The 22,122-nt window shown below is 76.7% G+C and carries 21 protein-coding genes; 7 read left to right on the forward strand and 14 right to left on the reverse strand.

From position 1 onward, the window contains the following. The first annotated feature begins 48 nt into the window (after window positions 1-48). Window positions 49-1,104 carry a glutathione S-transferase family protein gene (locus BM165_RS16865; RefSeq protein ID WP_075014704.1) on the forward strand — a complete coding sequence of 352 codons (1,056 nt, stop codon included), beginning with the start codon at window positions 49-51 and terminating at the stop codon, window positions 1,102-1,104. Between the two features lie 9 nt (window positions 1,105-1,113). On the opposite strand, the gene BM165_RS24865 is transcribed toward BM165_RS16865, so the two are convergent. The 5 genes from BM165_RS24865 to BM165_RS16885 all read right to left on the reverse strand — a co-directional run bounded on the left by BM165_RS24865 (window position 1,114) and on the right by BM165_RS16885 (window position 6,068). After that, entirely contained in the window at window positions 1,114-1,347 is a 234-nt protein-coding gene (locus BM165_RS24865) for a hypothetical protein (RefSeq protein ID WP_177225229.1), read from the reverse strand. 52 nt (window positions 1,348-1,399) lie between these two features. Then, complete coding sequence (locus BM165_RS16870) at window positions 1,400-1,639, reverse strand: hypothetical protein (RefSeq protein ID WP_143108200.1); 240 nt, start codon at window positions 1,637-1,639, stop codon at window positions 1,400-1,402. 313 nt (window positions 1,640-1,952) lie between these two features. Then, window positions 1,953-4,505, reverse strand: coding sequence for a hypothetical protein (locus tag BM165_RS16875; RefSeq protein ID WP_143108201.1), 2,553 nt, complete (start codon window positions 4,503-4,505; stop codon window positions 1,953-1,955). A gap of 54 nt (window positions 4,506-4,559) precedes the next feature. Beyond that, complete coding sequence (locus BM165_RS16880; RefSeq protein WP_075014707.1) at window positions 4,560-5,294, reverse strand: alanyl-tRNA editing protein; 735 nt, start codon at window positions 5,292-5,294, stop codon at window positions 4,560-4,562. Window positions 5,295-5,342: 48 nt separating this feature from the next. Next, window positions 5,343-6,068 carry a type 1 glutamine amidotransferase gene (locus tag BM165_RS16885; RefSeq protein WP_075014708.1) on the reverse strand — a complete coding sequence of 242 codons (726 nt, stop codon included), beginning with the start codon at window positions 6,066-6,068 and terminating at the stop codon, window positions 5,343-5,345. Here BM165_RS16885 and BM165_RS16890 point away from each other — a divergent pair. Both BM165_RS16890 and BM165_RS16895 read left to right on the forward strand, forming a co-directional pair. Continuing rightward, window positions 6,004-6,987, forward strand: coding sequence for a DNA-3-methyladenine glycosylase family protein (locus BM165_RS16890; protein ID WP_083427439.1), 984 nt, complete (start codon window positions 6,004-6,006; stop codon window positions 6,985-6,987). The two genes, BM165_RS16885 and BM165_RS16890, sit on opposite strands and share 65 nt — an antisense overlap. An 88-nt stretch (window positions 6,988-7,075) precedes the next feature. After that, complete coding sequence (locus BM165_RS16895) at window positions 7,076-7,696, forward strand: hypothetical protein (protein ID WP_075014709.1); 621 nt, start codon at window positions 7,076-7,078, stop codon at window positions 7,694-7,696. 55 nt (window positions 7,697-7,751) lie between these two features. Here BM165_RS16895 and BM165_RS16900 read toward each other — a convergent pair whose 3' ends face one another. The 6 genes from BM165_RS16900 to BM165_RS24870 all read right to left on the reverse strand — a co-directional run bounded on the left by BM165_RS16900 (window position 7,752) and on the right by BM165_RS24870 (window position 13,892). Next, window positions 7,752-8,831, reverse strand: coding sequence for an acyl-CoA dehydrogenase family protein (locus BM165_RS16900; protein WP_075014710.1), 1,080 nt, complete (start codon window positions 8,829-8,831; stop codon window positions 7,752-7,754). Then, window positions 8,828-9,997: an acyl-CoA dehydrogenase family protein gene (locus BM165_RS16905; protein WP_075014711.1), complete on the reverse strand. Its 1,170-nt coding sequence runs from the start codon at window positions 9,995-9,997 to the stop codon at window positions 8,828-8,830. Before BM165_RS16905 ends, BM165_RS16900 begins: the two co-directional genes overlap by 4 nt. A gap of 111 nt (window positions 9,998-10,108) precedes the next feature. Continuing rightward, a complete protein-coding gene (locus BM165_RS16910; protein WP_244274289.1) occupies window positions 10,109-10,441 on the reverse strand; it encodes a hypothetical protein in 333 nt (110 codons plus the stop codon). 114 nt (window positions 10,442-10,555) lie between these two features. Continuing rightward, on the reverse strand, window positions 10,556-12,817 hold the full coding sequence (locus BM165_RS16915; RefSeq protein ID WP_075014712.1) for a SpoIIE family protein phosphatase: 2,262 nt from the start codon (window positions 12,815-12,817) through the stop codon (window positions 10,556-10,558). Window positions 12,818-12,833: 16 nt separating this feature from the next. Continuing rightward, entirely contained in the window at window positions 12,834-13,598 is a 765-nt protein-coding gene (locus BM165_RS16920) for an alpha/beta fold hydrolase (protein WP_244274290.1), read from the reverse strand. Window positions 13,599-13,748: 150 nt separating this feature from the next. Then, complete coding sequence (locus BM165_RS24870) at window positions 13,749-13,892, reverse strand: hypothetical protein (protein WP_177225230.1); 144 nt, start codon at window positions 13,890-13,892, stop codon at window positions 13,749-13,751. Between the two features lie 244 nt (window positions 13,893-14,136). Between BM165_RS24870 and BM165_RS16925 the strand changes: the two genes are divergently transcribed. The 3 genes from BM165_RS16925 (at window position 14,137) to BM165_RS16935 (ending at window position 17,967) form a co-directional block, all read left to right on the forward strand. After that, complete coding sequence (locus BM165_RS16925) at window positions 14,137-14,796, forward strand: hypothetical protein (RefSeq protein ID WP_075014714.1); 660 nt, start codon at window positions 14,137-14,139, stop codon at window positions 14,794-14,796. Between the two features lie 41 nt (window positions 14,797-14,837). Then, on the forward strand, window positions 14,838-15,557 hold the full coding sequence (locus tag BM165_RS16930; protein ID WP_208976783.1) for an alpha/beta fold hydrolase: 720 nt from the start codon (window positions 14,838-14,840) through the stop codon (window positions 15,555-15,557). A 97-nt stretch (window positions 15,558-15,654) separates the two neighbouring features. Then, the gene (locus BM165_RS16935) at window positions 15,655-17,967 is read left to right on the forward strand and encodes a HelD family protein (RefSeq protein WP_075014716.1); all 2,313 of its coding nucleotides are present in this window, start codon (window positions 15,655-15,657) and stop codon (window positions 17,965-17,967) included. 81 nt (window positions 17,968-18,048) lie between these two features. Here BM165_RS16935 and BM165_RS16940 read toward each other — a convergent pair whose 3' ends face one another. After that, complete coding sequence (locus BM165_RS16940; protein WP_075014717.1) at window positions 18,049-19,287, reverse strand: cytochrome P450; 1,239 nt, start codon at window positions 19,285-19,287, stop codon at window positions 18,049-18,051. A gap of 38 nt (window positions 19,288-19,325) precedes the next feature. Next, window positions 19,326-21,029: an SIR2 family NAD-dependent protein deacylase gene (locus BM165_RS16945; protein ID WP_083427440.1), complete on the reverse strand. Its 1,704-nt coding sequence runs from the start codon at window positions 21,027-21,029 to the stop codon at window positions 19,326-19,328. Between the two features lie 87 nt (window positions 21,030-21,116). Here BM165_RS16945 and BM165_RS24875 point away from each other — a divergent pair, with 87 nt between their 5' ends. Beyond that, complete coding sequence (locus BM165_RS24875; RefSeq protein WP_177225231.1) at window positions 21,117-21,275, forward strand: hypothetical protein; 159 nt, start codon at window positions 21,117-21,119, stop codon at window positions 21,273-21,275. A gap of 67 nt (window positions 21,276-21,342) precedes the next feature. Here the strand turns inward: BM165_RS24875 and BM165_RS23900 are convergent, their stop codons facing one another. Next, window positions 21,343-21,990, reverse strand: a complete 648-nt coding sequence (locus tag BM165_RS23900; RefSeq protein ID WP_143108202.1) for a hypothetical protein — start codon at window positions 21,988-21,990, stop codon at window positions 21,343-21,345. Between the last annotated feature and the right edge of the window lie 132 nt (window positions 21,991-22,122).

The following is a 22,122-nucleotide window of genomic DNA, read 5'->3' on the forward strand; positions in this document are numbered from 1 at the left end:
GGGAGGCTCCACCGGGCGCTCGCCGCCGCCGTCCGCGAGGCTCGTCCCGTGACCGACAACAGCGGATCCGGATACGTCGCCGGCGGCCAGGAGTACAGCCGCGACACGAACTACATCACTGACCGGATCACCGCCGACGGGTCGAGTCCCTGGCCGGTGGAGGCGGGCCGCTACCGGTTGGTCATCGCGCGCGCGTGCCCCTGGGCGAACCGGGCGGCGATCGTGCGCCGGCTGCTGGGCCTGGAGCAGGCGTTCTCGATGGGCATCTGCGGGCCCACGCACGACGAGCGCAGCTGGACCTTCGACCTCGACCCGGGCGGCCGTGACCCGGTGCTGGGCTACGAGCGGCTGCAGGAGGCCTTCTTCGCCCGCGACCCGGAGTACCCGCGCGGGATCACCGTGCCGGCGATGGTCGACGTCCCGACGAAGGCCGTCGTCACCAACGACTTCATGCAGATGACGCTCGACTTCTCCACGCAGTGGACCGCCCACCACCGCGACGGCGCCCCCGACCTCTACCCCGAGCACCTGCGGGACGAGATGGGCGAGGTGATGCAGCGCGTCTACACGGAGGTCAACAACGGCGTGTACCGCTGCGGGTTCGCCGGCTCACAGCGCGCCTACGACAGGGCCTACGACCGGCTCTGGACGGCGCTGGACTGGCTCGAGGAGCGGCTGACGACGCAGCGCTACCTCATGGGCGAGACGATCACCGAGGCCGACGTCCGCCTGTTCACCACGCTGGCGCGCTTCGACGCCGTCTACCACGGCCACTTCAAGTGCAACCGGCAGAAGCTGAGCGAGATGCCGGCGCTGTGGGCGTACGCGCGCGACCTGTTCCAGACGCCGGGGTTCGGCGACACCACCGACTTCCCGCAGATCAAGGAGCACTACTTCGTCGTCCACGCCGACATCAACCCGACGCAGGTCATCCCGATGGGACCGGACACGTCGAACTGGCTGACGGCGCACGGCCGCGATGAGCTCGGCGGCTCACCGTTCGGGGACGGCACCCCGCCCGGGCCGGTCGCGCAGGGCGAGGAGGTGCCGGCCGACCGCGGGGCAGGCGGCATCGGCCACCGGCCCGACGACGAGCGGCGCTAGGACCGCGGCTCAGCAGCCGCCGCCACCGCCGTCCCCGCCACCACCACCGCCGCCGTCGAAGCCGCCGCCGACCCCACCGCCGCCTCCGTCGGCGAGGTAGGCACCGCCGGCGAGGTAGCCGGGCGCGTGGCCGCGACGGTAGGAACCGTCGGACCACGAGCCGCGCACGGAGCGGCGCCGGTGCACGGCCAGGGCCGCGAACAGGACCGCCGAGAACACCGCCATCAGCACGATGACCGTCATGGCGGAACTGTCCCGCGCGGAGGCTCCCGGCGCCAGACCTGCGCGACCGGGATCAGTCGCCGCCGCCACCCCCGCCGCCGTCGCCACCACCGCTGTCGCCGCCCCAGCCGCCACCGGAGTCGGAGTGGTGCCCGTCGGAACCGGTGTGGTGGAACCAGCTGTCGCCGCCACCGCCGTCCCCGCCGTTGCGGCGTGACTGCCGGCCGCCGCCCGACCGGCGGACGGAACGCTGGAGGGCGGAGGCGAGGACGACGAACGACACGGCGACCACGACGGCGATGAAGACGACCACGTGCGGCACTGTGCACCAGCTCGGCGCGGTGCGGCAGGTGTCCGCGCGCGGTCGGCACCCCGCAGGGGTCAGGTCGACGGGGGCGGCGACGTCGCCGCCGCCCCCGTCGTCCTGAGGAACGGGCGGGGAGGTCAGAGGTGCCGCCCCGACTGTCGCCGGTGCGCGGAACCTCCATCCCCGATACCTCCCCGCCCGGTGGCCCCGACCCAGCCGGAGCCAGGAAGGGGTCACACCCGGGAAGGCGCGCACGGCTCGCGGGGCGGTACGGGAGAGCCCGACCGGGCCGGCGGCAGGTGCGCGCCTGGCGAGGAGGTCAGTCGGGCGAGAAGGACGGGTCGCGCAGAGCGGCAGCGGCGACGGCGGGGGCCGACGCGGGTGCCAGGAGGGTGACGACGGTGGTGGGCGGCACCGAGGACGGGCAGACGGCCGCCACCGCGGCGAGGGACGTCGAGGACGACGCCGACGGCGAGGTCGGTCCCGCGGGCTTGGGTCCCGGCGGGGTCGGGGTGGGCTCGACCGGCAGGACGGGCTCCACCGGCTCACCGGCGGGCACCGGATCCGTGCCCGCGTGGGTCGGCGGCGCCGCCCGCCCGACGTCTGCCATGCCTCCGCCCAGGACGGCCACGGAGTGGACGAGCGATGGGACGACCGACCGGCACGCGGGCCCGTGGGCCGTGGTGGAGGCGGCCCGGCCGCCGACGGCCGTGGCGACGGCGGACAGCGCCGTCTCGACCGCGTCCTCGAGGACGGACGTGACGACCAGCGCCGCCGACTGACCCACGGAGGCCGCCGGCGAGGTGATGACGGACGCTGTCGTGTTCGCGGCAGGCTGCGGGACCGGCGCGGTTGCCAGGGGAGTGACGTCGACCGGCTCGACCGGCGGGACGACGGCCTGGACGACCGGCGCCGGCGGCGGGACGACGGCCTGGATGATCGTCGCGGTGGGGGCCGTGACGGTCTGAGCCGGAACGGTGTTGACCGCCTGCGCGACGACTGGCGGCAGCGGGTCGACCACCGGCGCGACGGCCACGGCCGCCGGCGGGATCACAGGCGCGACGACCTGGGCGACGGCCTCGATCACCGGCGTCACGGCTCCGATCACCGGCGGCGGCGCGGGCGCGATGACCTCGACCACCGGAGCGACCACCGGAGCCACGGCCTCCACGACCGGCTGCACCGTTCCCGCGGGAAAGCCCTCCACCGGAGCGACCAGCGGCGGGACGACCCCGACAACCGGCGGCCGCGCGGGTGCGACCACCACGGCCACCGGCGGCCGTGTGGGTGCGACGGCCTCCAGGACCGGCTCGACCACCGGAACGACGACCTCGACCACGGGCGGAAGCGCGGGCACGACCACCTCGACCACCGGCGGCCGCATGGGTGCGACGACCTCGACAACCGGAGCGACCACCGGTGGGACGACGCCGACCACCGGCGGGAGCGCGGGAGCTACCACCTCGACCACCGGCGGCCGCGCGGGCGCAACGACCTCGACTACCGGTGGCAGCGCCGGCGCAACGACCTCCACCACCGGCTCGACCACCGGAGCGACGACTTCACGGACCGGAGCCGCCACGGGAGGAACCACGGGAGGAAGGACCTCCGCCACCGGCTCGATCACCGGCGCGATGACCTCGCGCACCGGAGCGGCCACGGGCGGGAGCGCAGGCGCGACGACCTCGACCACCGGCGGCAGCACGGGCGCGACGACCTCGCGGACCGGAGCCGCCACAGGCGGGACCACCGACTCGACGACCTCAGGCACCGGCGGCCCATCCCGGCCGACCGCCTTGCCCGGGACGTCCCTCGCGGGTGGCCCCACCGGCCGTGCGGTGGGTGGCACAACTGTCTCGACCACCGGCTGCACCGTTCCCGCGAGAACGTCGACGACCTGCTCGACCACCGGGATCACCGGTTCGACAACCGGCGCCAGCACCTCGGCCGGAACGTCCACGACCGGCTCGACGACGGGTTCGGTGACCGGCTCGACCGTCTCCGCGGGAACGTCCGGCACGACCTCGAACACCGGCTCCAGGACCGGCTCGACGACGTCGATGACCGCCTCGACCACGGGAGTGGGGGCCTCCGCAGGAACGTCCGGCACGACCTCGGCGACCGGCTCCGGCGCCTGCTCGACGACCTCCGCCACCGGCTCGAGCACTTCCGCGGACGTGTCTGCGACTGGCTCGATCACCGGCGCCGGCGTTCCCGCGAGAACGTCCGGCACGACCTCGGCGACCGGCTCCGGCGCCTGCTCGACGACCTCCGCCACCGGCTCGAGCACTTCCGCGGACGTGTCTGCGACTGGCTCGATCACCGGCGCCGGCGTTCCCGCGAGAACGTCCGGCACGACCTCGGCGACCGGCTCCGGCGCCTGCTCGACGACCTCCGCCACCGGCTCCATGACCGGCTCGACGACGTCAACGACCTCGACCACGGGAGCAGGGGCCTCCGCGGGAACGTCCGGCACGACCTCCGCGACCGGCTCCGGCGCCTGCTCGACGACCTCCGCCACCGGCTCCATGACCGGCTCGACGACGTCAACGACCTCGACCACGGGAGCAGGGGCCTCCGCGGGAACGTCCGGCACGACCTCGGCGGCGACCTCCGCCACCGGCTCGGCGACCGGCTCGGCGACCGGCTCGGTCACCTCCGCGGCAGCGTCACTCGCCGCCGTCGCGACGTCCTCCAGCGCATCGCCGAGCGGGGCGAGGACGAGGGGGTCGTCGGCGCGCGCGGCACCGGCCGACATGAGCAGGACGCCGTGGATCCCGGCGATCAGCGCGACGAGGAGCAGCAGCCTCCGCAGCCAGGGCACGACGACTACGCCCTCCGCGGCCACCGGTGCCGAGCCTGCTCTCCGCACACCGCGAGACTAGGTCGGCTGGAATAGGCCCGCTCGGCGACGGCGATGCGTCCTTCACATGATGCGCACGCGCAGCCGGCGAAACCCGCGGCCCTTGTTCTCCAGCTTCACGACCTCCACCCGCCCGACCATCGCCGTCGACGCGACGTGGGTGCCGCCGTCGGCCTGGGTGTCGAGACCGACGATGTCGACGATGCGCACCTGCTCGATGTCCGGCGGCAGCAGGTCGGTCGCCGTCCGGATGAGGTCCGGGATGGCATAGGCCTCCTCGCGCGGCAGCGTGCGGACCTCGATCGGCCGGTCCGCGGCGATCTCGGCGTTGACCGCCTCGGTGATGCGGTCGCGGAAGTCGGCGGGCACCTCGGGCAGGTCGAAGTCCATCCGGGCGACCAGCGGCTCCATGTTGCCGCCGGTCACCTTGGCGCCGAAGTCGCGGAGCACGACGCCGGTGAGCACGTGCAGCCCCGAGTGCGTGCGCATGAGCGCCGTCCGCCGCTCGTCGTCCAGCGCGCCGCGCACCGCCGTCCCGGGCGGCGGCACCGGGTCGCCCTCGGCCGGCACGAGGTAGAGGTCGTCGCCCTTGACCGTCCCGGCGATCCGGGTGCGCACCCCGCCCCAGAGCAGCACGCCCTCGTCCGGCGGCTGCCCCCCACCGCCCGGGTAGAAGGCCGACCGGTCGAGGACGATCCCCCGCTCCGGGTCGACGGCGACGACGGTCGCGTCCCACTCCCGGACGGTCGCGTCGGCCAGGTCGAGACGGTGGGTGTGCCCGTGCCGGTCAGCGCTCACGGGGGCATCCTGCCGCGCCGCCGCCGTCGCCCGGCCACGGCCACGGGCTCAGGCGGCCACGTCGTCGGACAGCCCGTCGGCCCGGTCGAGGAACGCCGCCACCAGCCGGGCGCAGGCCGCGGCCGCCTCGGGTGCCCGCTCGGCGATCTCCCGCCGCAGCCCCGGCACCAGCGCGGCGGCCTCGGGCGGCGGCGGGCCGGTGAGCGCCCAGGTCTCCTCCCACGCCGAGAAGGCGCCCGGGTCGATCTCCGGGTGGAACTGCACGCCCAGGTGCGGCCCCGACGTGAACGCCTGCACCGCCCGCGCGGTGCGCGCGACCTCCACCGCGCCGGGCGGCACCGTGAACCGGTCGCCGTGGTACTCGAACCACGGACCGGCCGGCACCAGCGAGGCGTCGGCGGACTCGACGTCGAGGAAGCCGTGCTCCCCCTCCGGAGCCTCGGACACCACGCCACCCAGCACCCGCGACATCGCCTGCCCGCCGAAGCAGACGCCGAGCACCGGCGTCCCGGCGTCGACCGCCCGCCGCAGGTAGGCCAGCTCCGCCCCGAGCCACGGCACGGTGTCGTCGTACGCGGCCGCACCCGAGCCCACCACCACGAGCGTGCGCAGGCCGGCGGGGTCGGGCAGGTCGGTGAGCAGCGGGGACGGCCCCACGGTGGTGCCGACGACGACCGTCAGCCCCTGCGCCTCCAGCGCGGGCCGCAGGGTGCCGACCAGGCGGTGCCCGCGGGAGGGGTCGGCGTCGTGGACGAGGACGAGAGCGGTCTGCACGGGTGCAGTATCGGCAGGTGCCCGCGTCCTCCAGGTCCCGACCGGCGACACCGACCTCGCCGCCACGCTCGGATCGGTCGCCTGGCTGCCCCGCGACCCGACGACGCGGCTGGCGCCCGGCCGGTTCGAGCGCGCCACCTGGACGCCGGACGGCAGCGGCACCGTCGTCGTCACCTGGTCCCCGGACGGCGGCACCGCGCGGGTCGAGGCCTCCGGCGACGGCGCCGGCTGGCTGCTCGACCGCGCCCCGCGGCTGCTGGGCTGCGAGGACGACGTCGCCGGCTTCGACCCACCCGCCCAGCCGCTGCGCGACCTGTGGCGGCGGCACGGCCGGCGGCGGATCGCCCGCACCGGCACGCTCTGGCACGACCTGGCCTGCCTGGTCGTGCAGCAGCGCATCGACCGGATCTCCGCCGCCGACCAGTGGCGCCGCCTGGTCACCGCCCACGGCTCCCCCGCTCCCGGCGTCGACGGCCTGTGGGCACCGCCGGCACCGGCGACGCTGGCCCGGCTGTCCCCGGTCGACCTGCACCGCCTCGGCCTCGAGCGCACGCGGGCCTCGACCCTCGTCGGCGCCGGCCTGGCGCTGGCCCGCCACCAGCACCTCGCCGACGACGACGTCGCTCCCGGCACCGCCGCGCTGCGCGCCGTCCCCGGCATCGGCCCGTGGACCACCGGCTGCCTGGCCGCGCTGACCTGGGGCGATCGGGACGCCGTCATCCCCGGCGACAGCGGCATCCCGTCGCTGGTGGCGTGGGCGCTGGCCGGGCGGCACCGCGCCGACGACGCCGCGATGCTCGACCTGCTGGAGCCCCACCGCCCGCACCGCTACCGCGTGCTGGGCCTGGTCATGGCCAGCGGCCGGCGCCCGCCGCGGCACGCCCCGCGCGGTCACCGGCAGGACATCCGCCGCCGCTGACGGGCCGGGGCTTCCGCCGGAGCCCCCACGCGAGGACGCTGTGGGACGCGGCGGTGCCGTGGGGCGCCGCCGTCCGAGGGAGGACCGCATGTACGCACGCTCGACCACGCTCACCGGTAGCCCGATGACCATCGAGGACGGCATCACCTACGTCATCGACGAGGTCATGCCCGCGGTCACCGCGATGCCCGGCTGCGTGGGGCTGTCGATGCTGGCCGACCGGGAGTCCGGCCGCAGCATCGTCACCTCGGGCTGGCGCGACGCGGAGGCGATGGCCGCCAGCGAGGAGGGCATCCGCGGCATGCGCGAGCACGCCGGCGGCATCTTCGGCGGACCGCCCGAGGTGCACGAGTGGGAGGTCGCCGTCATGCACCGCCGCTCCGAGGCGCCGTCGGGGGCGTGCACCCGGGTGACGTGGAGCCGCTGTGCGCCCGAGGACGTCGACCGCGTGCTCGACGCCTACCGCACGATCATGGTGCCGCGGATGGAGGACTACGGCGGCTTCGTCAGCGTCAGCCTCTTCCTCGACCGCGAGAAGGGGGAGGCGGCGTCGGCGGTGACCTTCGAGAACCGCGACTGCATGGCCGCCAGCCGCACCCACGCACGGGCCAGCCGGGACGACTTCGCCCGGCTCATGCGCATGGAGATCACCGACCACGACGAGTTCGACCTCGTCCTGGCCCACCTGCGGATCCCCGAGACGGTCTGAGGTCTCCCCTGTCCGCCTTTCGCGCGCGAAAGGCGGACAGGGGGCGGACCCGGCGTCACACCACGCGGGTGAAGGTGGGCCAGACGTCGTCGCCACCGTCGGCGACCAGGCCGGCGCCGAGCACGCGGGACCACACCGACTCGGTGCCGGCCTCGTCGCGCCAGGACCAGCAGCGCCGGGTGAGGTGGTGCAGCCGGTGCTCCTGGGTGAAGCCGATCGCGCCGTGCACCTGGTGGGCGAGCTTGGCGACGGTCTCGACCGCCTCCCCCGCCCGCACCTTCGCCGCGGCGGCCGCCAGCTCCACCGTCTCCTCGTCCCGGTCCAGCGCCTGCACGGCGGCGTCGACCAGCGCGGTGGTGGCGGTGACCTCGCCGGCCATCTGCGCCAGCTCCATCTGGACGGCCTGGAACTTGCCGAGCGGCCGGCCGAACTGCACCCGCTCGCCGGCGTACTGCACCGTCCAGGCCAGCACCTGCTCCAGCGCCGCGGACAGCTGCACCGCGCGGGCCAGGGCGTAGCGCGCCCGCACCCGCGTCACCTGCGCCGGGGACAGCAGCGCGCCGGGCACGCCGACGCCGTCGAGCACCAGCGACCCGCGCGGCTCCCCGGCCAGGTTGACCGCCCGGGACGCGCCCAGCCCGGCGGTGTCGACGACGGCGAGCACCGCGCCCTCGATCCCCGCGGGCGGGGTCGCCAGCACCGCGACGTGCCGGGCGACGCCGGCCCACGGCACGTCGGTGGCGGTGCCGGTGAGGACGAACCGGCCCGGGCCGTCGCCGTCGTCGGAGGGCTCGGCGGTGACCGCGCCGTCCACCGCGATCGTCAGCGGCTCCTCCGGCGAGGGCAGGTCGAGGTCGGCGGCCAGCAGCGCGGGCCCGGCGACCAGCAGCTGCTCGGCCACCGGCACCGCGCCGGCCCCCGCGGCCAGCGTCCGCACGACCGCCACGGCGTCGGCGAGCTCGCCGCCGGAGCCGCCGGACTCCTCGGGCAGCCCGACGCCGGTCAGCCCGGCCCCGGCCAGCGCGGTCCACAGGCCCTCGTCCCACTGCCGCTCGGCCGTCAGCACGAACGGCTCGTGCCCGGCGAGGATCTCCCGGACGGTCTCGACCACCAGGTCCTGGTCGGATGCGGTCATCGCAGGCCCAGCCCGCGCGCCACGATCCCCTTGAGGATCTCGTTGGTCCCGCCGCGCAGCGTGTAGCCCGGCGCGTGCAGCTGGGCCTCGGCGAGCGCCCGCCCGAGCGGGTCGGGGCTGTCCAGCGACGCGGGCACGTCGACCACCCGGCGCACCTCGTCGACGACGTCCTGCTCGAACGTCGTCCCCATGTCCTTGACCAGCGCGGCCGGGATGTCGGGCAGCTCCCCGCGGTCCAGCGCCGCCGCGATGCGCAGCGACAGCTGCCGCAGCGCCAGCGCCCGCGACGACAGCCGCCCCAGCACCGCCAGCTGCGCTGGGTCGCCGGTGGCGGCGGCGCGCCGGCCGAACTCGGCCAGCAGCGGCCAGGTGGAGAGGAACCGCTCGGGACCGGACCGCTCGAAGGCCAGCTCCGCGGTCACCTGGTGCCAGCCGTTGCCCTCCTCGCCGAGCAGCATGTCGCCGGGGACGACGACGTCGTCGAACACCACCTCGTTGAAGTGGTGGCCGCCGTCGAGGATGCGGATCGGGTTGACCGTGATGCCGGGCAGCGACAGGTCGACCACCAGCTGGGTCAGGCCCTGGTGCTTACCGCGCGGGCCCTCACCGGGCGGGCCGGTGCGCACCAGCACGATCCCGTAGTGGGAGTGGTGGGCGTTGCTCGTCCACACCTTCGCGCCGTTGACCACGAAGTCGCCGTCGGCGTTGCGGGTGCCGCGGGTGCGGATGGAGGCGAGGTCGGAGCCGCTGTCGGGCTCGCTCATCCCGATGACGAAGTAGCACTGGCCGGCGGCGATGCGCGGCAGGATCTCCTTGCGCTGCGCCTCGGTGCCGTAGCGCAGCAGCGCGAGCCCGGACTGGCGGTCGGCGATCCAGTGCGCGGCCACCGGGGCGCCGGCGGCGAGCAGCTCCTCGGTGACGGCGTAGCGCTCCATCGCGCTGCGCTCGTGGCCGCCGTACTCCTTCGGCCAGGTCATCCCCAGCCAGCCGCGGGCGCCGAGCTTCCGGGAGAAGTCGGGGTCGACGCCGGACAGCCAGGTGTCGACGTGGGTGGTGAAGCTGCCGGCGGCGAGCTCCTCGGCGAGGAACCGCCGCACCTCCAGGCGCACCTGCTCGGCGGCCTCCGACGGCGGCGCGGGCGCCAGGGTCAACTGGTCGTTGCTCATGGGACGGTCCCCCACCTCGGCGTGGCAGTTGTCACCGTCGGTTGTACAGGTCACCCCCGTGTCCCACCCGCGGACGGGGTGTCGGACACCCCACTCCCCCGGCGCGTGCCCTCAGCGGCGCTCGTCCCCCGGGAACGCGTCGGAGGCCCGCTGCCGCAGCTCGGTGACGGCCTCCCCGGCGATGGTCGCCATGCGGGTGACCACCCCGGACACCAGCCGGCGCACCTGCGCGGGGTCCAGGCCCAGCACCGAGCCGAGCCCCGCCGCGACGTCCAGGCCCGGGAACGACGACGACGGCGGCGGTGCCGGCGCCGCGGCCTGCTCGGGTGACCAGCGCATCGCGTCGCCGGAGATCGTGAGGTCGCCGCCGGCGCCGTCGAGGGCGTCGGACAGGTCCTCGCTCGCGGCGCGCCGCGGCTCGCCGTCGTCGTCGGCAGGTCCCACGGCGGCCTCCTCGCCGGTGCGCGCCGGCGTGCTGCGGCGCTACCGGGATGGTCCGCCCGGCGGCCCCGACCCGCCAGCCGTCCGGGTCAGCAGGTCCGGGTCGGTGCAGCCGGGTCAGCGCAGCCGGGTGAGGGCGAGCAGCGCGACGTCGTCGGCCCGGTGCGGGCCGGTCAGCGCGGCCAGCAGCCGGTCGCAGAGCTCGCCGGGGTCGGCCGGCCCGTCGCCGCTCGCGTCGGCCGCGACGGTCCGCAGCCGGGCCAGCCCCACGTCGAGGTCGGCGGTGCGGCTCTCCACCAGCCCGTCGGTGTAGAGGACCAGCGTGGCGCCCACCGGCAGCTCCCCCTTCCACTCCGGCGCCGGGCCGGGTGGCGCGCCGAGCAGCCGGCCGGGGACGACGTCGAGCAGCTCGGCGCGCCCGCCGGCGACCAGCAGCGGCGGCAGGTGCCCGGCCGAGGCGATCCGCAGCGCGCCGGTGGCCGGGTCGAGCCGGGCGAACATCGCGGTGGCCATCCGCGGGAGCCCCAGCAGCGGCCAGCTGCCGTGGAGCCGGTCGACCAGCTCGGACGGGCCCGGCCGGTCGGCGAGGAACGCGCGGTGCACGCTGCGCAGCTGCCCCATGGTGGCCGCGGCGGTGACGTCGTGGCCGACGACGTCCCCGACCGCCAGCGCGACGTCGCCCTCCGGCAGCGCCACGACGTCGTGGAAGTCGCCGCCGACGTCGGCGCCGCTGCTGCCGGGCAGGTAGCGCACCGCCACGGCCAGGCCGGGCACGTGCGGCGGCACCGGGGGCAGCAGGCTGGCCTGCAGGGTGTGCGACGTCCGCGACTCCAGCTCGAACCGCGCCGCCACCTCCAGGCCCTGCGACATCTGCAGGGCCAGCTGCTCGGCGGTCTCGACGTCGGCCTCGCTGAACGGGCCGCGCTGCGCCCCGTTGCCCAGGCTGATCACCCCGAGCGGCCGGTTGTCCACCAGCAGCGGCACGCAGACGAGGTCGGCCAGCTCCAGCGCGCGGGACACGGCGAGGTGGCCGGGGCCGGTGGCCATCCGCTGCAGGTCGGCGTCGTCGACGCCGCGCAGCCACACCGTCCGGCGGCCGACCATCGCCCGGACGCTGGGGTGGCGGCCGTCGCGGCGCGGCAGGTGCAGGTCGCGCAGCTCCTCGACGAGGTGCCGCCGGGCGGGGTCGGTGTGCGCCACCACCGGCTCGACCAGACCGCGATCGGTCACCAGGTCGATCACGCAGACGTCGGCGAGCCGGGTCACCGCCAGCGCCGCGAGGCCCTCGACCGTCTCGGTCATGCCGTGGCCGCCGGCCAGGAGGCGCGCGGCCTCGAGGAGGAACGCCGACCGGGCGGCCTGCCGCACGGTCTCCAGCAGCAGCCGGACCCGCTCGAGCGCCTGGCCCGCCTGGCGCCCCAGCGTCGCCAGCAGGTCGGCGTCGGCGGGGACGAGCGCCCCGCGGGTGCCCGGCTCGGCCAGGCTGATGAGCTCGCTGTCATCGGTGACCCCGAGGACGAGGACCAGCGCCCCCAGGTGCCGGTCGTCGGCGGCCGACACCGGCACGACGACGACGGCCTCCTGCCCCGCCTCGGCCATCGCCGTGGCGAGGTCGGGCCACCGCTCGCGCAGCCCCGGGCCCAGCGGCACCACCTGCACCTCACCGGAGCGCACCAGCTGCGCGCCGGCCTCGGCCGCGGCGACCAGCGCCGCGAGCAGCTCGGGGGCCAGGCCGTCGGCGGCGGCGAGGACGACCGGCCGCGGCCGGCCCGTGTCCGCTCCGGTGGCCGCGGCGGCCAGCCACAGGCCGGCGCCACCGGCCTGCACCGCGGCGCGGGCGCGGCGCACGACGACGTCGGCGACCTGCTCGGGCGTGCCCGCGGCGGCCAGCTCGGAGACGACCTGCTGCAGCGTGCGGGCCCGCACCTCGGAGTCGGCGGTGGCGCGCTGCGCGGCCAGCAGCGCCTGCTCGTAGCGCCGCCGCGACGTGGCCTCGAACAGGGTGGCGCGGACCAGCAGCGGCCGGCCGTCGTCGTCGCGGACCTCGACGGCGTTGACCAGGCACGGCAGCACCGTGCCGTCGGCGCGGACGACGTCGAGGGCGACCTCCCGCACCACGCCCTGCAGCCGCAGCAGCGGCGCCAGGTGCGTCTCGTAGTAGACCCGCCCGCCGGCGCTGAGCAAGTCGGGCAGCCGGCTGCCGCGGACCTCCTCGGGCGTGCGGCCGGTCCAGGCGCAGAAGGTGCCGTTGACCTTGGCCACCCGCCCGTCGGGCACCATCGACAGGTAGCCGCAGGGCGCGTTCTCGTAGAGGTCGGCCGGGTCCTCCTCGAGCAACCGGTCGAGCTCCGTCGGGACCTGCTGCTCCTCGTCCGCCACCGTCCCGGTCCGCCCCTCAGGACCCGAGGAACGCACGGATGGCCGCCACCGTCTCCTCCGGTGCCGACAGGTGCGGGCAGTGGCCGGTCGCGGCCAGCCGGGTGAAGACGCTGCCGGGCACGTGCTCGTGCACGTAGCGGCCGACCACCTCCGGCGCGATCGAGTCGTCGGTGCACTGCAGGACCAGGGTCGGCACGGTCACGGCGGGCAGGTCGGCGCGGTTGTCGGAGAGGAAGGTGACCCGGGCGAACTGGCGGGCCACCTCCGGGTCGGTGCGGCAGAAGCTGCGCTGCAGCTCCGCGGCGGTCCCGGGGTTGCCCGGTCCGGCGACCACCGCCGCCAGCGCCGGCGACCACTGGTCGGGGTCGCTGTCGAGGGAGTCCAGCAGCGCGGCGACGTCGGCGCGGCTGAAACCACCGGTGTAGCCCTCGTCGTCGACGTAGCGCGGGCTGGGCCCGACCATCACCAGCGCGCCGAACAGCTCCGGGGCCCGTCGGGTGGCCAGGACGCCGATCATCGCGCTCACCGAGTGCCCGACGAACACGACGTCGGTCAGGTCGAGCTCGCGGCAGATCCCGACGACGTCCTCGGCGTAGCCGGCCAACGACCGGTACCGCCGGGGGTCGTAGGCCGCGACGTCGGAGTCCCCCGAGCCGACGTGGTCGAAGGTGACGACGCGGTGGTCGGTGGCGAGGGCGGGCGCGACGGAGCGCCACATCGTCTGGTCGCAGCCGAAGCCGTGCGCGAGGAGCATCGGGCGGCCCGTCGCCGGACCGCTCACGCGCACACCATTCCGCGTGATCGCGCTCACCCCGGCGACGCTAACGGACGAGCCCGTCCCTGTCGTGGCCCCCGCCCGTGTCGTGGCGCCGCCCGCCGTGTCGGCCGGGGTCGGGGGCTGCCGGCGGGCGTCAGTGACCGCCGGGGCCCCTCACCACCGGGAGGTGCCGCAGTCGCGGCAGCGCTTCTTCGCCGTGCTGGTCTCGCCGCGGCAGTTCGGGCAGCTCCAGGTCGCCCGGTCGGTCGTGCGGTCGGTCGTGCGGTCGGTGGTGCGTTCGGTGACGGTGGTGCTCATCCCTCTCCCCTGTCGTCCGGGAGCCCCCGACGGTAGGCGGCCGGGATGACGGGGAGGTGTCGCGCGGATTGCCGACGGCGGTGCCCCCCGGGCTCCGGGCGCCATCCCGCCACCGCGCACTGGCGGCGCACTGGGACGCCGGTGCAAGCGGGCCTCCCAGTGGCTCTGCAGTCCGGCACAGGTGGCGCGCGGGAGCGTCCTCCCAGCGAGCCGACCACCGGCTCCCGACCGAGGAGGCACTGCCATGACCCGCACCCGCCTGACCCGCACGCTGCTGCGCACCGCCGTCCCCACCGCCGCCGTCGCCGCGGTGCTCGCCACCGCCGGCACCGCGTCGGCCACCGGCTACGCCTACAACGCCTACGACACCGACGCGAACGGCTACATCGACGCCTACGCCTTCGACGACGACGGTGACGGCTGGGAGGACACCTGGGCGATCGACTGGGACGAGAACGGCCTGACCGAGCAGGTCGCCGTCGACACCGACGCGGACGGCTGGGCCGACACCTTCGCCTTCGACAGCGACGAGGACGGCTACGTCGAGGAGGTCGGCGTCGACACCACCTACAACGGCCTGCCCGACGTCTGGGGCGCCGACACGAACTACGACGGCTACGTCGACGCGGTGGCCTACGACCACGACGACGACGGCTACGCCGACCACTCGGAGGCCGCGGCTCCCTCCTCCTACGCCTACACGTCGGTGAGCTACGTCCTCGCCGAGGCCGACGGCTGGACCTACTGGGAGGTCAGCGTCGAGTACGGCTACGGCCTGGTCGCCGAGGAGACCGCCGACAGCGGCATCGAGGCGCCGGCGGCCGGCGGCGTGCAGGTCACCGGGGACTCCACCGCCGACGAGGGCGGCGACCTGGTCGCCGACGCCCTGCGGATGCTGTTCTGACCGCACCGATGAGATCCCGGGCCGGCGCCGGTCGGGAGGACGTGGGCACCCCCTTCCTCCTCCTCCCCGGCGCCGGCGGGCGCGCCTGGTACTGGCACCGGCTGGTCCCCGAGCTCGAGCGGCGGGGACACCGGGTCGCCGCCGTCGACCTGCCGGCCGACGACGACACCGCCGGCCTGGAGGCCTACGCCACCGTGGCGACGGCCGCGCTCGACGCCCTGGTGGCGGCCGGCGGGGACGGGGACGCGGTGGTGGTCGCGCAGTCGATGGGCGGCCTCACCGCGCCGCTGGTCGCCGCGCGCCGCCCGGTCCGGCTGCTGGTGCTGCTCAACGCGATGGTGCCGCGGCCCGGCGAGACCGGCGGCGAGTGGTGGGACGCCGTGGACCAGGCCGGCGCCCGGGCCGCGCTGGCCCGGGAGCAGGGCCGCCCCGAGGACGGCGACGGGGAGACCGACTTCTCCCACGACGTCCCGCCGGAGGTGTGGGCGGCCGGTGCCGAGGAGGTCGGCGACCAGTCCGGCACCCCGTTCGGCGAGCCCTGGCCGCTGCCGTCCTGGCCGGACGTGCCCACCCGGGTGCTGGCCGGCCGCGACGACCGGTTCTTCCCCCTGGCGCTGCAGCGGCGGGTCGCCCGGGATCGGCTGGGCCTGGACGTCGTGGAGGTCCCCGGCGGTCACCTGTGCGCCCTGAGCCGGCCCGCGGAGCTCGCCGACGCCCTCGACGCGCTGCTCGTAGCGGAACCGACACGCCCCGTCACGTGACGAGCGGCCCGGACAGGCGCAGGATGGACGGCCGCTCTCCGCGCCGGGACGACCCGCGCGGCGGAGCCCGGAACCCGTCCTAGCAGAGGGAAGTGCAGTGCCGGCCACCCCGTCCGACGTCGTCCCCGATACCGAACTGGCCCGCGAGCAGGAGTACGTCACCGACCTCTACACCCGGCTGGACGCCGCCCGTGAGCACGCCGCCCGGCGCATGCAGCAGGCGATCACCTGGCCGGCCGTCGACCCGCAGGCGCTGCAGGAGCGCGACGCGACCGTGCGCTTCCACGGCGAGCGGGTCGTCGCCCTCGACGCAGCCGAGGCCGGGCTGTGCGTCGGCCGCATCGACCGGGCCGACGACGGCGGCGCCCTCTACATCGGCCGGATCGGGCTGCCCGCCGACGACCCGGGCGGTGACCCGGCGCTGGTCGACTGGCGGGCGCCGGCCGCGCGCCCCTTCTACGTCGCCACGCCGGTGCACCCGCTGGGCATCGTGCGGCGCCGGCACATCCGCACCCGCGGGCGCACCGTCGTCCGCCTCGACGACGAGGTGCTCACCTCCGGCATCGCCGGGTCGGGGCTGACCGGCGAGGCGGCGCTGCTGTCGGCGCTGGACGCCTCGCGCACCGGGCGGATGACCGACATCGTGCGCACCATCCAGGCCGAGCAGGACCGGATCATCCGCAGCGACGCCGCCGGCGTGCTCGTCGTCCAGGGCGGGCCGGGCACCGGCAAGACCGCCGTCGCGCTGCACCGGGCGGCCTACCTGCTCTACACCCACCGCGAGCGGCTGGCCCGCCGCGGCCTGCTCGTCGTCGGCCCCACGCCGACGTTCCTGCGCTACATCGCCGACGTGCTGCCCGCCCTCGGCGAGACCGGGGTGCTGCTCGCCGGGCTCGGCCAGCTGCGGCCGGGCCTCGACGCGCGCGGTGAGGAGTCGCCGGAGGCGGCGGCGGTCAAGGGCCGGCTGGCGATGGTCGACGTGCTGCGCGCCGCGGTCGCCGACCGGCAGGTGGTCCCCGACGCGCCCGTCGAGGTCGTCGTGGACGGCTACCCGCTGCGGCTGCGGCCGGTCGACGTCAGCCGGGCGCGGACCGCCGCCCGCAAGGCCGACCCGCTGCACAACCTGGCCCGGCCGGTGTTCGTGCGCCGGGTGGTCGACACGCTGACCCGCCGCTACGTCGACCGCATCGGCAGCGGGGTGCAGGCCGGGCCGGACCTGCTCGACCGAGAGGACGTCGCCGCGCTGCGCAGCGAGGTGGCGCAGGACCCGCAGGTGCGCTCGCTGCTCGCCCGGCTGTGGCCGGTGCTCACCCCGGAGCGGCTGCTCACCGACCTCTACGCCGACCCGGCGCGCATCACCGCCGCGACGCCGGACTGGTCCGACGCCGACCGGGCGCTGCTGCACCGCCCGCGCGGGTCGGGGTGGACGCCGGCGGACGTACCGTTGCTCGAGGAGGCCGAGGAGCTGCTCGGGTTCGACGACAGCGCCCAGCGGGCCCGGGCCGACCGCGACCGGCAGCGGGCGCTGCGCCGCGCGCAGGAGACCCTCGACGTGCTGCACGGCTCCCGCTCGGTGGACCTGGAAGACGAGCACCTGGAGGCCGAGGTGCTCAGCGCCGGCGACCTGCTGTCGGCCGAGGATCTCGCCGACCGGCACCGCGAGCTCGACCTGCGCACCACCGCCGAGCGGGCCGCCGCCGACCGCACCTGGACGTTCGGGCACGTCGTCGTCGACGAGGCGCAGGAGCTCTCCCCCATGGCGTGGCGGCTGCTGGTGCGCCGCTGCCCGACCCGGTCGATGACCGTCGTCGGCGACGTCGCCCAGACCGGCAGCCTGGCCGGCACCGACCGCTGGGAGGAGGTGCTCGCGCCGCACGTGGGCAGCGCCTGGCGGCTGGAGGAGCTGACGGTCAACTACCGGACGCCGGCGGAGGTCATGGCGGTGGCCGCCGAGGTGCTGGCCGCGACCGGCACGGGCCTGCGCCCGCCGCGCTCGGTGCGCACCGGCGGCACGCCGCCGGCCGCGGAGGTCACCGGTGAGTCGGGCCTGGCGCGGCGGGCCGCGGAGGTCGGCGCCGACCTGGCCGGTGCGGAGGGGACGACGGCGCTGGTGGTCCCGCCGAGCCGGCGCGACGCCGTGGTCGCCGCGCTGGCGGAGCTGCGGCCGGACGTGCAGTCCGGTCCGGACGCGGACTCCTCGCTCGGCCCGGTGGTGCTGCTGCCCGGCGAGGCGAAGGGGCTGGAGTTCGACTCGGTCGTCGTCGTGGACCCGCAGGGCGTGCTCGACGAGGGCGTGCGCGGGCTCAACGACCTCTACGTCGCGCTCACCCGCGCCACCCAGCGGCTGACCGTGCTCTCCCCCGGTGCGCTGCCGTCGGTGCTGGCCGGGCTGGCGTCGGTCGCGGCCTAGCCCGGGGCAGCACCGGGTGCTCCACCGGACGCTCGTGCTCTGAGTCCCCAGCGGACTCAGGGCACGAGCGCGCGGGAGGGACTACCCCCGGGCGGCGGCAGCGGCCGGGCGGAGGACGACGCCGCTGGCCGGGCGGGCCGGGATGCGGCGCAGCGAGATGGTGAGGTCCTGGTCGGCGGGGACGTCGAACGGCAGCCGGGCCAGGCGCGGGGCCAGCGCCGCCAGCAGGGCGACGGTGATCTGCTCGCCGGGGCAGCGGTGGTTGGTGCGGGGGTCACCACCGCCCTGCGGGACCAGGTCGAACGCCCCGATCTCCCGGCCGAGGAAGCGCTCGGGCCGGAACGCGTAGGGGTCCTCCCACAGCTGCGGGTCGTGGTTCTGCCCGTAGAGGTCGAGCAGCACCATCGCGTTCCGGGGGATCGTCTGCCCACCGAACTCCAGCCGCTGCGGCGCCCGGCCGCCGATGAACGGCGCGAACGGGTAGAACCGGCGCACCTCGTGGGCCCACGCCTCGGCGAACGCGGGGTCGGCGCCGGCCAGCCGCTCGCGGTACTGCGGCCACCGGGCCAGCGCGTGCCCGGAGAACGCCATGAACCAGGCGACCGCCGTCGTCGGCCGGATGACGTTGAGCACCTCGACGGCGGCCACCCGCGGGTCGAGCAGCCCGCCGTCGGCGTCGCGGTGGGCGGCGACCACGGCGAGCACCGATCCGGGGGCCGCCCCGGCCCGCCCGGACCGGACCTGCTCGACGATCCCGCCCAGCCAGTCCTCGCGCCGGCCGCGGGCCCGCCGCGCCCGCCAGTGCCGCGGGCCGCCGGTGGCGAACCCGTCGACCATGGCGAGCAGGTCGCGGGTGAGCGCGGGCACCTCGCCGTCGGTCAGCGGGACGCCGGCCCAACGGGTGACCGACCCGGCGATGACCTCGGCGGAGGCGTCGAAGAGCACGACCTGCGGCCGGGTCGCCCACTCCGCCGCCGCGGCGTCCCAGACGGCGGTGGTGCGCTCGACGAGGGCGTCGATCCCGGCGCCGTCCATGAGCAGCGCCACGAACATCGCCTTGCGGACCCGGTGCGCCTCGCCGTCGAGGGTGTGCACGGCGCCCTTGCCGAACAGGGTCCCCTGCACCGGCTCGGGGATGGCGTGCGAGCGGTGCACGTGGTCCTCGTCGTAGAGGAAGCGCGCCGCCTCGGTGCCCTGGATGCCCACCGCGGGCAGGCCGCCGAGCCGGGTCCCGACCGCGTGCAGCCCGCGGGCGCGGCGCAGGTCGGGCAGCCAGGCGTAGCCCTTGCTCAGCAGGGCGGGGGAGTTCTCCAGACGCATGGACCCGCCCGTGCCCCGCGCCGCGAGCGGCCAACCGCTCAGCCCGGACGCTGGCTCTGCAGCCGGTCGTCGCGCGGCTCGCTGGCGGCGTCGGCCGGCCCGGTGTCGGCCGGCCCGGTGTCGGCCGGCCCGGTGTCGGCCGGCCCGGTGTCGGCCGGCCCGGTGTCGGTGGGCCCGGGCCCGGTGTCGGCGGAGTCGTCGCGGCGGCCGGCGGACCGGCCGTGGCCCAGCCGGCGCAGCAGGGCGGCCACCTCGCCGGCGGCCGACGTCGTCGCCGTGCCCTCCGGCAGCCGGGCGGCCACCTCCTGCAGCGCCTCGGCCAGCCCGCGCTCGTCGGCGTCGAGCATGCCGCGGTAGGCGGGGTCGAGCAGGTAGCCCGTCGGCGGGGTGGACAGGCAGCCGATGAGGTCGAGCAGCACCTCCAGCCGCCGCGCGGCCTCGGCCGGCGGGGTGTCGCCACTGGCCATCGCCACCGTCTCGACGTCCTGCTCCCACAGCCGGCTGCGCGCGGCGTCCTCGTGCAGCGCCAGCACGGTGCCCGACCGGTGCCGGGACTCCCGGTCCGAGCCCTGGACGGCGCTGCGGACCTGGTGGGCGATGCGGATCAGGTCGTCGTCGAGCATGGAGGTGCCCACGAACAGCACGTGCCGGGTGAGCAGCAGCGAGTGCAGGACGCCGGCCAGCGCGGCCCGCGAGTCGCCCAGCTGCAGGTACTCCTCGCGCGTGAGCACGACGCTGTCGGGGTGCGCGGCGTCGCCGTGCAGCTTGAGCAGCCACGGCCGGCCCGGCCGTGCCTCGTCGTAGGGCAGCACCGACAGGTCCCGGCCGATGTCCGCGGCGGCCAGCTCGACCAGCGGGTCGTAGTTCGTGGTCACGAACTCCTGCACCGGCAGGTCGGCGATCAGCGCGTGCGCCAGCGCGTAGGGACCGGGGCCGAAACGCTCCTGCACGAAGTCCTGGAGCCGCTCGCGGCCGAGCTCGCGGGCCAGCAGCGCCGCGGAGTCCTGCGGCGGCAGCCGGGACAGGCCCTCGCGCAGGCCGCCGTCGAGGCCGGAGTGCCCGGCCAGCTCGTCGAGCAGCTGCTCCCACGTCGGCAGGCCGGCGGCGGCGCTCACCCCGGCGCCGATGAACAGGGCGAGCTGGCCCCGCCGCGCGCGCTCGCCGAGCTGCTCGGCCAGGGCCCGCAGCGGGTCGGGCAGGTCCCAGCCGGTGCTGTCGCCGCGGCGGATCCGCTGGGCCGCGGCCAGGTCGCTGGGCCCGCGCAGCACCAGGGCGACGTCGAAGCCGTGCTCGTCGGCGGCCTCGCGGAGCACCGGCAGCAGCTGCCGGAGCAGGTCGCCGCGGCGCCCGGCGGCGCCGCCCCACCCGGTGCCCAGCGCCGGCAGGCCGACCAGGCGACGGGCCCGGCCGTGCACCGGCGCCTCGACCCGACGGCGGGCGACGGCCGCCAGCGCCTCGCGGGCGCCGTCGAGCAGCCAGTCCAGGCCGCGGCCGCAGTCGTCGACGGTGTCGAGCAGCCACGCCTGACGGGACCCGTCCCCAGGCACCGCGAGCACCCGCTCGTCGCCGGACCAGGCCAGGTCCACGCACACGCCCTGCTCGTCCTCGTCGGCCACGAGGTCGGCGGGCAGGAGGTCCCGCCAGCTCGCCGCCACGCGCAGGGTCCGCCCGGTGGGCACGAGGACGTCGTCGCAGGACAGGCGGGTGAGGTCGGCGCCGACCACGAAGACGTGTCCACTCACACCGGGCCCCTACCCGCGCAGCCCCCTCCCGGGAACCGGACCCGCCGCAAGCCGCCCGCAGGACACGCGCCAGCACCCGTCCCGAGGGTGTTCGTCGTCGAACTGGCCACCGGTGCCACCACCGAGGTGCAGGTGCAGCTGGCCGCCGACGGGCACGCCGGTGACGTGGCTACGGCCTCCGACGGCCGGACGGTCTGGGTCGCCGGGTCGAGCGGGGACGCCCTCGGGGTGTGGCTGGTCGGCTGACCCCCGCGGCTCGGGCCCCGCGGGTTCGGGCCCCGCGGCTCGGGCTCCGCGGCTCAGGCCTCGCGGCTCAGGCCTCGCGGCTCAGGCCCCCGCAGCCGCCCGCCGAGCAGGCGCAGCCGCCGCAGCCGAGGGGGCGGGCAGGCGCCGGGCGGCGGGCGACCTCGCGCAGGCCCGCCGCGGCGACCAGCACCGGCACGGCCGCCAGGCCGGTGGCGAGCGCGGCGACGACCGTGGCGACGTCGGCTCCCCGGGCGGCGCCCTGCACCACCGCGGTGGCGGCCAGCAGCCCGCCGACCAGCAGCGCCCAGACCAGCAGCGCGGTGCCGGCGCGGCGGGCGGCGCCCCCGCGGGCGAGGGCGGCCCCGGCGCCGGCCAGCAGGGACAGCGGCACCCCGAGCAGCAGCACCCAGCCGGTCATTGCCGCCGACGTCGCGGCGACGCCGATCGCGGCGGCCCCGCCGGTGCCGGCCAGCAGCCCGGCCGGCACCGAGCCGGCGCGCAGCTCCGCCACGCCGCGGCCGGCGGCGAGCAGACCGAGGCCGGCCAGCAGGAGCCGCGCACCGAGGTCCCCGGTGACGACGGCGGCCATGGCGAGCAGGAGCAGGACGATCCCGAGCGCCGCGCGCAGCGGCCACGCCCGGCGGGCCGCCTCCTGCCCGGTAGGGGTGCGTGCTGCCGTCCGTCCTGCCGTGCGTGCTGCCGTCGGTGTCGCCACGGTGCCAGTGTCCCGCACCGGAGCCACGGCCCGGAGCCACGGCCCGGAGCCACGGTCCGGGACCACACCCGGACCGGCCGCGCCGGCACGTCGGTCCGCCACCGCGACGCTCGACCCCGCGCGGTGATCGTC

It is taken from the genome of Geodermatophilus obscurus (assembly GCF_900115395.1).
GTDB lineage: Bacteria > Actinomycetota > Actinomycetes > Mycobacteriales > Geodermatophilaceae > Geodermatophilus > Geodermatophilus obscurus_B.